Below are 12,917 nucleotides of genomic sequence, written 5' to 3' on the forward strand. Positions count from 1 at the left end.
AGGGGGGACTATAAAAGGTTGGGTCTCAGCCGTTTTGAAAAGGTCTCGCAAGCGGGAGAGGCAGTGGTCTCGCAAGCCCACCATCGCTGTCGCCGATCGATGTGTGAATGCCCTCCCGCGCGAGAGGGGGAGGGCAGAGGGAGAGGCCGACCCTCTGGCCTCGACTCGGTGAGTCAGGCGGTACCGGCCTGCTCGATATGGCGCAGCAGCGGCGCCCAGTCCGCGCGCAGATCCTCGGCGCGGCGGCCGCGCAGGTCGAACACGCTGAGGCCGTCGGCCGCGGCCTCGGTGTAGGCCGAGCTGTCGCGGATCCGCGACACCACCGTGTGGCCCAGCCCGCCGAGGAAGGTGTCGAGCTGGGCCGCCGCCCGGGTCCGCACCCGCATCCGGTTGCCGACGATGGCCACCGCGGCGCGGCTCTTGCGGATCGGCTTCAGCTCCTCCAGCCGGTCCAGGAAGCGGCGGGTCGCCGCCTCGTCGAAGGCCGAGGGCAGCACCGGCAGGATGATGACGTCCGCCATCTTCACCAGCGTCTCGACATCCTTCATCTTCAGCGCCGCCGGGGCGTCGATCACCACCCGCTCGGCGTCCTTCGGCACCGCGAAATCCGACTTCGCCCAGTCCAGCCCCGCCAGGGCCGGCGCGGCGTCCGGCCGGCGCTTGGCCCAGTCCAGGCTGGAATGCTGGCGGTCGACATCGGCCAGGACGGTGAAATGGCCCTGCCCGGCGAAGGCCGAGGCCAGCGTCGTCGCGATCGTGGTCTTGCCGCAGCCGCCCTTGGTGTTGGCGACGAGCACGGAAATCATGCCGGCATCCCCTCTCCGGGCTTACTCGCCCTTGGTCCAGAACGGTCTCACGCTGCGGAAGGCGTCCCATTGCGCCAGCAGCTCCGGTTCGGTCGATTCGGCGCCGCGGGCGTGCCAGCCCAGCACCATGCCGGCGGCGCGGTGCAGCGCCGGATCGGCGGAGTCGGCGGCCACGCGCTGCAGCAGCGCCTCGGCGGTGGCGACGTCGTTGAGATGGCCGAAGGCGTCCTGCAGCTTCGACAGCTGCGACGCGAAGGGCTTGGCCCGCTTCTCCGGATACAGCGGGCGGAAGAAGTCCATGGCGTAGCGCAGCCGCTTCAGCGCGATCCGCACCTGGTGCCGCTGATGCGGGTCGAGCCGGGCGAGGTGCCGGCCCTGGGTCACCACCTTGCGATGCGCCCGGGCGACCAGCCGCCCGGCCAGCCCGTCGATCGGCTCGACCAGCGCGGTCAGCGTCGCGGTCGAGGCGTGGTCGCGCCAGCCCCGCCGCTCCAGCCACTCGCCGAGCGTCAGGTGCAGCCGGGCGCAGCGCGGATCGGCCAGGGCCTGGCGCACCGCGGCGTAGCCGGCCTCGCGCTGGCGCTGCGCCGCGGCGCGCAGGGCGCCGATGCCGGGGTCGTCCGGCCGCATCGTGTCCAGCGGCTCGACCGTGGCGCCGAGGAAGACGTCCCAGTCGCGTGCCGGGCCCAGCGCGCCGGCCAGCCATTTCGATTCGTCGCGCAGCCAGTCCAGCGTGGGCGAGGGCACGGTCTTCTTGAACAGGGTCAGGGCCGAGCGCAGCCGGCGCAGCGCCACCCGCATCTGGTGCACGCCGCCGGGATCGCCGCCCTCCTCGGCCGCCGCCTCGTTGGCGGTCCAGTGCCGCAGGCAGCGGGCCAGCACGACCGCGATCGCCTCGTCCACGGTCATGCGCGAGGTCAGCGTCGTCTTCGGGTCGTACATCACCCCGGGCGGGCGGCGCGCCACCAGGCGGTAGCCGCGCTCCGCCTTGGTCACCTCGCTGACCCTGAGCGGCACCTCGTCCAGGAAGGACAGCGCCAGCCGGTACAGGGCGGCGGTGCGGCCCTCCTTCAGCTCCAGCTCGACCTCGGCCACCGGGTCGCTGGCGTCGCGGGTCTCGATCGTGCCGGTGTCGAAGGCGCATTCGACCACCGCGTCCGGCAGCGACAGGATCCGGGTCTCGCGCTGGATGCGCGAGGTGAACAGATGGGTCAGCGCCTCGACCGGCACGCCGTCCAGCAGGGCCTTGGCGTCCGGGTCGTCGAAGGCGTCGGGCGCCGGCACCATCGCGGGCAGCGCGATTTCCCACTCGCCGCGGGCCAGGCCGTCGCCGCGGCGCTCGGTCTTCAGGCTCTGGACGAAGCGCTGGCCGATCCGGCGCACCCGCAGGGTGACGCCGCGGCGCTGCAGCGCGCAGTCCGGCGTGTCGTAGTAGAAGGAGGTCAGCGACCGGGTGGTGCCGGCCCCGGCCGCGATCCGCGTCAGCACGTCGGCGCCGCGCAGCCGGTCGAGATCGCCCGGCGCCACGCGCAGCTTCAACTCGATCTCGACAGGCGCTTCGGGGGGCAGGCCGCCCCCGCTCGGCTGCTCGTTCGGCCGGCTCGGCTGAACGGTCGACATCGGCATCTCCCGGCTCACGGCGTCGACGACGCCGGAGCCCCCGTACCTATCCTAAAACGCGGCGCCCGAGTATCCCCAAAAAGGTCTTAGAACCCGGCGCCCGAGAAGCTGTCCGGTGCCGATTCGACCACGGTCGGGCCGCTCGGCTCCGCCTGCAGCACCGCCAGGCCGCGCTGCACCAGCCCGTTCGGGCCGAAGCGGAAGATGCCGTCGATGCCGACGAAGCCGTTCGGGTCCTGCAGCGCCGTGGTGTTGAACGGGTTGCTGCCGTAGGCCGGCTGGCTCGCCAGCGACGCGGTCAGCGCCACCGCGTCATAGGCCAGCGTCGCCAGCCGCGGCGGCGGGCCGCCGAACTGCTGGGCGTAGCGGCTCTCGAAATCAGCGCGGCGCGACGGGTCGGGCGAGGCGTACCAGGCGCCGGCCAGATAGGGCTGGCGGTTGACCTGCGGGTCGTCCCATTGGCCGGTGCCCATCAGCTTGGCGGTGATGCCGGAATAGCCCAGCATCGGCGCCACCACGCTCAGCCGGCTGCCGACATCGGCCACGATCACGGCGTCCACCTGGGTCGCCTGCAGCTTTTGCTGCAGCTCCGTCGGGTCGGACAGCTTGCTGTCGTACAGCTCCACCACCGGCGCTTCGACATTGTATTTGACGGCGGCCTCGGCCAGCGCCCGGCTGACGATCTGGCCATAGGCCGATCGCGGCGCCAGCAAGGCGAAGCGGCGCATGCCCTGGCTGGCGCCGTAGCCGACGATCCGGTCGATCGCCTGCTGCGGCAGGAAGCTCATCAGGAACACGTTGCCGCCGGCCTGGGCGGTGTCGGTGCTGAAGGCGACGACGTTGATGCCGGCCGCGCGGGCCTGCTGCGCCACCGGCCCGACCGACTTGCTGAACAGCGGGCCGAGGATGATGTCGGCGCCCTGGGCGATCACCGATTGCGCGGCCTGGCCGGCGGTGGTCGGGCTGTCGCCGGTGTCGCGCGGCAGCAGCTCGACCTGGGTGCCGGTGTCGAACACCGCCATCTGCGCCGCACGCTGCATCGCCTCGCCCAGCGAAGCGCTGCCGCCGGACAGCGGCAGCAGCAGCCCGACCCGCAGCACGCCGTCATCCGGCCGGGTCGGCGCGCTCGGCTCCGTCGGCGCTTGCGTGATCGGGGTCGGCCTCGGTACGGTCTGGGCACAGGCGGCGAGCGCCGCGGCCATCGCGGCGGCTCCTGCCAGCCGGACGAGGCGGCGCAGTTTCGTGCCCATGCCCATCGACCCCTCACTGACTGTCGCAAGTCTTGTCACGGACGCCCCCTCACTCTCGACAATCCTCCGGGCAGCGGCGGCCCTCTGCCGCCGACCCTACCGGCGCGGCATCGCCGAGTAAACCGGGGCCGAGTAAACCGGGGCCGGGCAAACCGGCACCGGGCCTGTACCTGACGGCGGTCCCCATCGGCAATGCCGGCGACATAACGCTCCGGGCGCTCGATTTGCTCCGCGGCGCCGACGCGATCGCCTGCGAGGACACCCGCACGACCGGCAGGCTGATGTCGATCCACGGCATCCGCACCAGGCTGATTCCCTATCACGAGCACAACGCCGCCGAGATGCGGCCGCTTCTCCTGCGCCGGATCGCCGAGGGCGAGGCGATCGCCCTGGTCTCCGACGCCGGCATGCCGCTGATCTCCGACCCCGGCTACAAGCTGGCCCGGGCGGCGCGCGACCAGGGGCTGCCCGTCACCTGCCTGCCCGGGGCCTCGGCGCCGCTGGTCGGGCTGCTGCTGTCCGGCCTGCCGTCCGACCGCTTCCTGTTCGCCGGGTTCCCGCCGCCGAAATCCGCGGCCCGCCGGACCTTCCTGGCCGAGCTGGCGCCGATCGCCGCCACCCTGATCCTGTTCGAGGCGCCGCACCGGCTGCCGGAATGCCTGGCCGACCTGGCGGCGGTGCTGGGCGACCGCGAGGCGGCGGTGACGCGCGAGCTGACCAAGCTGTTCGAGGAGGTGCGCCGCGGCCCGCTGCCGGACCTCGCGGCGCATTACGCCGAGGCCGGGCCGCCCAAGGGCGAGATCGTCATCGTCATCGGCCCGCCCGGCGCCGCGGCCCGGCCGAGCGAACAGGACCTCGCCGGCCAGCTGCGCAAGGCCCTCGCCAGCATGAGCCTGCGCGACGCGGTCGAGGCCGTGGCGGCGGCGACCGGGGAGCCGAAGCGCGAGGTCTACCGCCTGGCGCTCGACCTCGCCGGCGATGCGGGCTGATCCCTCTCGCCGCCGGGCCGAGATCTTCGGCCTGCGGGCCGAGCGGGCGGCGGCGTGGCTGTTGCGCGCCAAGGGCTGGCGCATCCTGGCGCGGCGGCTGAAGACGCCGCTCGGCGAGGTCGACATCGTCGCCAGGCGCGGCCGCACCGTCGCCTTCGTCGAGGTCAAGGCCCGGCCCGACCTGGCCGCCGGGATGCTGGCGCTGCAGCCGCGCCAGCGCGAAAGGCTGCAGCGGGCGGCGACGCTGTTCCTGGCGCAGCAGCCGCGCTATGCCCGGGACCACGACCTGCGCTTCGATCTGGTGGTGGTGCGGCCCTGGCGCTGGCCTGTCCATATTGCCAACGCCTGGCAGGTCGATCGGTAGTGGAATCAGCGACGGGATCGGGCTAAGTCAGGAACTATGGACCCGACGATCCAGTCGATACTCGACCGCGCCGGCGCTCAGCCGGACGACGCCATCGATCTCGCCGAGGCGGCGCTGGCGCTGGCGGCGCTCGACCGGCCGCGCGGCGTCGGGTTCGACTGGTACCGCCGCCATCTCGACCAGCTGGTCGGCGACGTCGCCCGCGAATCCGAGCGGCTGCCCCCCTCCGAGTCCCTGACCGCGGTGCTGGCCCGGCGCTGGGGCTATGCCGGCGACGTCGACAGCTATGACGACCTGCAGAACGCCAACCTGATGCGGGTGATCGACCGGCGGAAGGGCCTGCCGGTGACGCTCGGCATCCTCTATCTGCACGTCGCCCGGGCCCAGGGCTGGACCATGGTCGGGCTGAACTTCCCGAGCCATTTCCTGGTCCGGCTCGACGCCGGCGGCGCCCGCACCATCCTCGACCCGTTCCATGCCGGCATGAATCGCGGCCCGGGCGAGCTGCGCGACCTCTTGAAGGCCGTGCTCGACGCCGGCGCCGAGCTGACGCCCGAGCATTACGAGCCGGTGTCGGACCGCGACATACTGCTGCGGCTGCAGAACAACCTGAAGGTCCGCCACATCCGCGCCGGCGATTTCGGCAAGGCGCTGTCGGTGATCGAGGCGATGCGCCGCTTCGCCCCCCTGCACGCGCCGCTGCTGCGCGAGGCCGGCATCCTCTACGCCCGGCTCGGCAACATGCGCGCCGCGATCGACGCGCTCGACCGCTACGTCTCCGCCCCCGGCGAGCCGGAGGTCCAGCGGCACGAGGCCGCGATCCTGCTCCAATCCTTCCGCACCAGTCTCAATTGAGAACAATCATGGGCCTTGCCGTCGCCATCCAGATGGACCCGATCGAGACCATCGACATCGGCGGGGATTCGACCTTCGCCATGGCGCTGGAGGCGCAGGCGCGCGGCCACCGCCTGTGGCACTATTTGCCGCGGGCCCTGACCCTGCGCGACGGCCGCCTGACCGCCAGGGCCCGGCCGCTGTCGGTGCGGGCGGTGCGCGGCGCCCATCACGCCTTCGGCGACTGGGAGACGCTCGATCTCGGCGCCGTCGACGTCATCCTGATGCGCCAGGACCCGCCCTTCGACATGGGCTACATCACCGCGACGCATCTCCTGGAGCATGTCGCCGCCCGCGTCCTGGTGGTGAACGACCCGCGCGAGGTGCGCAACGCGCCGGAGAAGCTGCTGGTCACGCATTACCCGGAGCTGATGCCGCCGACCCTGATCACCTCCGACCGCGACGAGATCCGCGCCTTCCGGCGCGAGCATGGCGACATCATCGTCAAGCCGCTCTACGGCAATGGCGGCGCCGGCGTGTTCCGGATCCGGCCGGACGACGAGAACCTGGTGGCGCTGCTCGAGGTCTATGAGCGGATGTATCGCGAGCCGATCATGGTCCAGCGCTATCTGCCGGAGATCCGCCAGGGCGACAAGCGCATCATCCTGGTCGAGGGCGAGCCGGTCGGCGCCGTCAGCCGCATGCCGGCCGAGGGCGAGGCCCGGGCCAACCTGCATGTCGGCGGCCGGGCGCAGAAGACCGTGCTGACCAAGCGCGAGCGCGAGATCTGCGCCCGCATCGGCCCGGATTTGCGGGCCACCGGCCAGATCTTCGTCGGCATCGACGTGATCGGCGACTACCTGACCGAGATCAACGTCACCTCGCCGACCGGCATCCACGAGATCAACCGCCTGGACGGGGTGAAGATCGAGGCCACCCTGTGGGACGCGATCGAGGCGCGACGGGCGGCGATGTAGGGGTAGGGTCGCGAGATCGAGGGACCTTTTCGAAATCCCTGAATCCGTCATCCCCGCGAAAGCGGGGATCTCGCAACGCTTTGACCGGATAGAGATTCCCGCTTTCGCGGGAATGACGGCAAAGGGATGGGTCGCTGTTTTGAAAAAGCCTCTCCCGCTCGCGCTACGACATTCATACATCGACTCTTTTTGAGTCCCCCCTCCCCCTGCGGGAGGGGGATAGGGGGAGGGGGTTCGCTCGGACCGAGCCGGCTGACGTGATCCGGCCCAAACGGCTCTGGGGGGCATCGACCGTCAGCTGGGCAAGGCGGCGTCCACCAGCCCGCTCCCGTCGCCCCACGCCTCATCCCCGGCGCGATACGCCCGCGCCGCTGCGGCCAGCCGCTCCTCGTCGGCCGCCAGCCGCTCGACCGCCACCCACCGACTCCAGTCCGCCGCGATGCTCCAGCCGGCGTCGCCGGGATGGGCCTGCGGCAGCCGGTAGTGGAACACCGGGCGGGCGGCGATCTTCTCATAGGGCAGCTTGGCCCGCACCCGCGCCGGGTCCAGGCCCAGCAGCAGCGGCAGCAGGTCCAGGCCGCGGTCGCGGGTCGGGTTGGCGGCCAGGTAGTCGTCGACCAGCCCGGCCTGGTCGGGCCGGTAGCCGGGCGCCGCGATCCGGTGCAGGAAGTCGGGCGGATAGGGCGGCGGCAGATGCCGCTCCAGCCGTGGTTGCCCCTGCGCGATCTCGCGCCGCAGCCCCGCTTCCATCAGCCCGAAGGCCAGCATCACCGCGGTGATCCGGCGCAGGTCCGCGGCCGGCGCGTCGATGTTGAAATGCAGGCCCAGCGACCCGAACAGCGTGGCGCCGCGCCCATGGGCCCCGGCCGTGCGCAGCAGGCCGAGGATGCGGTCGACCTCGGCCAGCCTTTCGACCGGCAGCGGCGGCACGATCAGCTCGCGCGGCACCGCGCCGGACACCAGCCACCCCAGCCCGGCGGCGGCCTTCGGCCCGATCCGCACCGGCAGGGTCTTGCCGTGCCGCTGCGGATGGGCATAGCGCAGGTCCAACTCCACCGCCAGGTCGCCCAGGGCGCTGCCCCGCACCGCGAAGGCATGGGCGTCCTCCGCCACCACCTCGCCGCCGACACCGGCGGCCAGCGCCCGCGCCGCGTGGCGGGCGGAGGGCCCCATGAACTCGACCTCGACCCCGACCAGGCGCGGGGGCTCGGGCGCCGGGGCGGGCAGCGGCTGGAATGAAGCGGATGGCGGCACGGGCCGTCGGGATCCTTTGTTCGCGGGCAGGCTCCCGGCTCATATTGGGGGTGGGACGGGCAATGCGAGTCCCCGGCCGCCCGTAGCGTCGCCCCGTGGCGTCGACTGGCCGGGGCGAGGCTTCGGCGCGCGTGGCAGGCTGGATCGCCGTCTCCAGCTCATACCGGTTGTCTTTGCGATCGACTCTCCGCCCCTTCCTCGTCATGGCGACCCCGGCGAAAGCCGGGGGAGGCCATCCAGTCCTGCCGGAACGAACCCCACCATTCCGGATGGCCACGCCCCCAAAGTGGACTCAAGGGCGGGGCCTGCCATGACGGTGAGGACCATGGGTCATCATCAATCAGGCTTGGCATCACTTGCAGGTGCAGGCCCCGCCGACTCCGGCGCGCAGATTGGCCTCGACCCAGCGCCTCGCATCCGGCCCGAAATCGAAGGTCGGCCCGATGATGCAGATCTCCGAATCCCCGCGGTCGGAGCGCATCTGCTGCGGGTCGCACGGGTCGATCTCGATCCGGTCGTTGATGCAGTAGACATAGGTCGTCATGGCCAGCGCGCTGCCGGGCGCCAGCACGGCCAGCAGGGTGACGACGAAACGGGCCGCACGCATCGGATGCCCCTCCCTCTGCTCCGGTGTCGGGATCATCGTTGGAGTCCCGTCGGGCGCTGCAGTGATGCCCCGGGAAAATGGTTTTGATCAGGCCGCGGCAAGGCCGGACCGCGGCCGCCGGCCCCGCCGCACGGATCCGGCACCTGTTCGACCTCTGAGCGTGCCGCGGGTCTCTGTTACAGGCGTCGCCATCCGGATCGGGACGGACACACTGCGGCAACAGACCGGCGGCAGTTCTGGATCATCCCATCGCAGACATCATCCGGTCCAATGGCAACGATCCGCGACTATCTCGATATCGCCGATGCGGCGTACCAGAACGATCCCGAAGGCCATGTGCCCAACCGCTGGCGCGTCCGCAAGACCGAAAAGGCGACCTGGTACGGCAACGGCTTCCAGGGGTCGGTCTTCGAAGGCAACGAGGAGGTGATCGTCGCCTTTTCCGGAACCAAGGGCGGGCCGATGAGCGCTCCGGTCTCCCAGAACTCGGCCAATGCCCGCATTGCGGTTCTCGTCATCCCCAACATGGCGGGCTCGGCCAAGAAGCTGGTGCGGTGGGGCGAGCAGAATTGCGGCGGCAAGCCGGTCTCGATCGTGGGCCATTCCCTCGGCGGCGCCCTGGCGCAGGTGGTCGGCGCCTGGTCCGGCCGTCCGTTCGTCTCGCTCAACGGCCCCGGGATGGAGGCGCATCTCAAGGCGTCGGCTTTCAACGTCTTCAAGCCGCGGCAGATGGCGCGCTCGCTCCGGGCCCGCCGGAAAGGCGCGCCCGTCGGGCTGTGCCTGAACGTGCGGGGCGATTTCGTCGGCACATACGGCAAGGGCTACATCGGCGAGGTGCGGGAACTGAGACCCGATGCCGGCGAACCCACGCACAGCATCGACGCGATCCGGGATGCCCTGCCTCAGGACGATCTGGCGAAGCAGCCATGGATGCTGTCGGCCTCCTGGCCGGCGACCCGGATCGGCAATTCGGCCCCGAGGCTCGGGAACGTCCCCAGCTCCGGTCCGTCCCTCACCGAAAGGATCGCCGGGCATCCGCTGTTTCGGCCCGGTGCCGTTCCGGCAGGTCGCGAAGCTGCGGATGTGCAGGATGGCATCCGCGATCCTGCGATCCCGAAACCGGTTCTGCCTCGTCGACCGGCAGCTCCGCCGCTCGCTCCGGCTCGATCCGCGCCGCCGCCGGCCGAAGCCGCTGAAGCAACCGATCTGGACCAGGACTACGATCGTCTGATGGCCGAAGTGAACGTCTGGCTGGAGGACATTGGAGAGAGGACAACGGAAGAAGAACCGGCTGTCGCATCGGCCGGTCTCGACGAGACCATTGCTCTCGCCGACGAGTGGATTGCCCTCGGCGCCTGGCTGACGTCGCTGACCGGCATACCCCCCAGGTCCCTGGAGAGCGTGCTGGCGGACGCGCGCAAGGGTGGATCGAACCGGGGTGGAGAAGGTCCAGGCCGCCCGGATTGATCGCCGGCGGCCGAAGGCGTTCGCGCCAATGTCCTCCTGTGGTCCGGCCCTGCCGTCATCCGCTCGCCTCCGCGTCGGCCCTTGGGTCGTTGTATGTTGCTTTCCGAGGGTCGATGCGCTGAGCTGGCTCGGCATCCTGACGGCGGAAGGAGGATGAGGACATGCCTCGTCCCAAGCTCTCATGCCTGGCTGGGGGCGTCGCTGCGATGCTCACGGTGTCGGCAGCCGCCGCGCCTCTCGACCGGTACACCGGCTCCTTCGATGCCGAGGGCGTGGTCGCGGACGGCCCCGACGCCACGCCGCGAGAGGTGAGGTGCGACTTCGAGGTGCTGCAACGGCAGCCGAACCGGCTGGCGCTGGACGGAACCTGCTGGGCCTATCTGATCTTCTCGCGGTCGGTCAGCGCCGACCTGTCCCTCGATCCCCAGTCCGGCCGGATGACCGGGACCTATACCGGTTCGAAGGTCGGGCCGGCGCGACTGACCGGCCAGTTGGCAGGCCCGGCCATTGATGTCCTCATCAACTGGCCCCAGCCGGTCAATGGCCACATGACGGCCGATCTGCGGATCGTCAGCCTGGGTCCCGACCGCCTCCAGATCCTGGTGACCGATAGCGGGGAGCACGGCGTGCCCAGGGTGACGACGGACCTGTCGCTGGCGCGCCGGTGAGACCCTTCCGTCGATCGCCCATGCCGCCCTGATGCTTCTGTCTCGGGGGTCCATTCCACCAGTCGCCAAACCGCGTAATTTGTGCAGCGTCACCGAATTAGTGTCCAAGTTTCATGCGGCGCTAGGGTTCGAGGAGACAAAACGCGTCGTCTTCTTTCGTAAAAGCCTGTAGGACCACTCTCCACCCCTTCCCGTCGGCGCGACTCCCGGCGGTCCGCGGCCAGTCCGGTACGACAAGCTGCTCCAAACCGTCGCCACAGCTGCCTCCCCGAACCGGACAACCGCACGCGACCCATGGCAGTCATCGGGAGGCCTTCCAGGGCCCTCTGGACGGGCAGCCTGTCAACGCGGCGCCCCCGAAACCGGACGTCAGCGCGGGGCCGATTGGTCCCCTTTGCTACTATTCCAGAGCATGGCAAAATAGATTTGCCCCGTGGCTCCGTCGATCGCGGCGGCTAAGACTCGATGTTATTGGTTGAATATTACCTTTGCCATTTTGTAGAGAGTTTGTCATGGATAACAGAAATTCTGCGAGTGGTCAGAAAAGACGGAGATTTAGATGGTACTTTCTGATACCGATTTTTATGTCGTATATTCCAATTTTTGTAACCAAATTCGTCGATGGGCACAGGGATGGCTTCGAATCAAACGAATTGGTATATTCCTATTGGCAAAAGTGGCGATAATTATCGGAACATTGATTTTTGTTTGTATGTTTTTTTTGGGACAATCGCCGCAGATCGTAAGCAGTTGCCAGGGATTTGTCTGACTGGCGGATCCGCTACGGGAGCCTGCGAAGCCGGTGATGTACAGTGCTCAGTTGTTTTTGTGGGCAAGGCTGAACGTCGCATCTGTCATCCCTCTCGGAGGCCGGTCGGACCAGCGATTGTCCGTTTCGGAATGCTGAATCCGCCGGCCGGATATCGGCGAAATTCGGACCTCGGCCCAACCTGGCCTGATGGAGCCGCCCCAAACCGGCTCGCACCCGCCGAAAATTCGGTGACGAAAATTCGGTGACACTGCACTATTTTGCGGCTGCTCATCCTCTTGGAGTTGACCCTGCGGTGAGACAGAAGAATTAGGGTGACATGGGCGATCGGAGGCTGATGTCCGATAGGACTCCCGCCCGCAATTTCCCGGCCTCGCTGAAGCAGGCGGCAACGCCCCGTCATCACACCCACTTCATCGAGCTGTCATAGGTGCTGCGCCGCTGCCCCTCGACGGCGTAGCGCAGGGCGTCGACCACGTGGTTCTCGCGGTCCTCCAGCTCCGCCAGGATCACGCCGGTCTTCGGGTCGGTGCGATAGCTGTACAGCGCCAGCTCGTCGATCAGGTGGCGGCAGCGCGGATGCACCACGATGTCGTGGGCCTTCAGGAACTCGACCCCGTCCTGCACCGACCCCGCGCCCTTGGCCGACCCGGTGATGCTGCCGAAGCCGTTGCGCTGCATGTAGCTGATGGTCTCCGGCCGGGCGCTGTCGGCGATGATCGGGCCGCGCCGCGACCCCGGCACGGTGTCGAACAGGGCTGGCGTCCGGTCGATCTCGCAGCCGACCTGATGGGCCTCGTGGTCGACGAACAGCGTCCGGCCCTGCACGAAGCAGCGCACCAGCACCGTCGGGTCGCGGGCGAAGCCCCAATCGGCGCCGAACAGGAAGCGGGCGTCGGCCGGCGTCTCGAACGCCTCCACCTTCCAGTTCCTGAACACCCGGGCCTCGCTGAAGGTCTGATAGCCGCCGAGCCAGACATGCTGGTGCTTGTCCGGGTCGCGCGCCCGGTCCCACTCCATCTCCACCCGCAGCACCTCCGGGAAATGCGGGTTGTCGGAGTATTTCACCGGCGCCAGCAAAGAGCCGGGCGGCGGCGTCCCGCCGCGGAACAGCGCGTCGACCGGGTCGTCCGCCCGGGTCGGGTTCCAGGTGAACCACAGCTCCGACCCCGGCTTGCGGATCGTGGGGCGCAGCAGGTCCAGGCTGCGGATCGACAGGGCCTGGGCTTCCTCGACCCAGGCGACGTCGTAGCCCTCGAGCGACTTGATGCTCTCCGCCGTGTGGTTCTGCATGCCCTGGAAGATGATCCGC

Annotated in this window: 12 protein-coding genes; 6 read left to right on the top strand and 6 right to left on the bottom strand. The window is 69.6% G+C overall.

The window, feature by feature from the left end:
* Positions 1–173 precede the first annotated feature (173 nt).
* From AAHM41_RS34815 to AAHM41_RS34825, 3 genes are all read right to left on the bottom strand, one after another.
* Complete coding sequence (locus tag AAHM41_RS34815) at positions 174–806, bottom strand: nucleotide-binding protein (RefSeq protein ID WP_342241219.1); 633 nt, start codon at positions 804–806, stop codon at positions 174–176.
* Positions 807–827: 21 nt separating this feature from the next.
* Positions 828–2,426, bottom strand: a complete 1,599-nt coding sequence (locus tag AAHM41_RS34820; protein WP_342241220.1) for a CYTH and CHAD domain-containing protein — start codon at positions 2,424–2,426, stop codon at positions 828–830.
* Positions 2,427–2,512: 86 nt separating this feature from the next.
* Positions 2,513–3,676 carry a penicillin-binding protein activator gene (locus tag AAHM41_RS34825; protein WP_342241221.1) on the bottom strand — a complete coding sequence of 388 codons (1,164 nt, stop codon included), beginning with the start codon at positions 3,674–3,676 and terminating at the stop codon, positions 2,513–2,515.
* Between the two features lie 170 nt (positions 3,677–3,846).
* On the opposite strand from AAHM41_RS34825, the gene rsmI reads away from it, so the two are divergent.
* Genes rsmI through gshB form a run of 4 tightly spaced genes read left to right on the top strand, consistent with a single transcriptional unit; the run spans position 3,847 to position 6,840 of the window.
* Positions 3,847–4,665: a 16S rRNA (cytidine(1402)-2'-O)-methyltransferase gene (gene rsmI, locus AAHM41_RS34830; protein WP_342241230.1), complete on the top strand. Its 819-nt coding sequence runs from the start codon at positions 3,847–3,849 to the stop codon at positions 4,663–4,665.
* Entirely contained in the window at positions 4,655–5,029 is a 375-nt protein-coding gene (locus AAHM41_RS34835) for a YraN family protein (protein WP_342241222.1), read from the top strand. Before rsmI ends, AAHM41_RS34835 begins: the two co-directional genes overlap by 11 nt.
* Before the next feature lie 36 nt (positions 5,030–5,065).
* Positions 5,066–5,884 (top strand): SirB1 family protein, encoded by an 819-nt coding sequence (locus tag AAHM41_RS34840; RefSeq protein WP_342241223.1) that lies wholly within the window; start codon positions 5,066–5,068, stop codon positions 5,882–5,884.
* A gap of 8 nt (positions 5,885–5,892) precedes the next feature.
* Positions 5,893–6,840 carry a glutathione synthase gene (gene gshB, locus AAHM41_RS34845; RefSeq protein WP_342241224.1) on the top strand — a complete coding sequence of 316 codons (948 nt, stop codon included), beginning with the start codon at positions 5,893–5,895 and terminating at the stop codon, positions 6,838–6,840.
* A gap of 294 nt (positions 6,841–7,134) precedes the next feature.
* On the opposite strand, the gene AAHM41_RS34850 is transcribed toward gshB, so the two are convergent.
* Positions 7,135–8,094: an amidoligase family protein gene (locus AAHM41_RS34850; protein WP_342241225.1), complete on the bottom strand. Its 960-nt coding sequence runs from the start codon at positions 8,092–8,094 to the stop codon at positions 7,135–7,137.
* 352 nt (positions 8,095–8,446) lie between these two features.
* Positions 8,447–8,701, bottom strand: a complete 255-nt coding sequence (locus AAHM41_RS34855; RefSeq protein ID WP_342241226.1) for a hypothetical protein — start codon at positions 8,699–8,701, stop codon at positions 8,447–8,449.
* Positions 8,702–8,971: 270 nt separating this feature from the next.
* On the opposite strand from AAHM41_RS34855, the gene AAHM41_RS34860 reads away from it, so the two are divergent.
* On the top strand, positions 8,972–10,168 hold the full coding sequence (locus AAHM41_RS34860) for a hypothetical protein (RefSeq protein ID WP_342241227.1): 1,197 nt from the start codon (positions 8,972–8,974) through the stop codon (positions 10,166–10,168).
* Positions 10,169–10,329: 161 nt separating this feature from the next.
* Positions 10,330–10,836: a hypothetical protein gene (locus AAHM41_RS34865; protein ID WP_342241228.1), complete on the top strand. Its 507-nt coding sequence runs from the start codon at positions 10,330–10,332 to the stop codon at positions 10,834–10,836.
* Positions 10,837–12,007: 1,171 nt separating this feature from the next.
* Here the strand turns inward: AAHM41_RS34865 and AAHM41_RS34870 are convergent.
* Positions 12,008–12,917 (bottom strand): PBSX family phage terminase large subunit (locus AAHM41_RS34870; protein WP_342241229.1); only part of this gene is annotated, 910 nt, incomplete at its 5' end.

The sequence above is a fragment of the Inquilinus sp. OTU3971 genome, assembly GCF_038440215.1.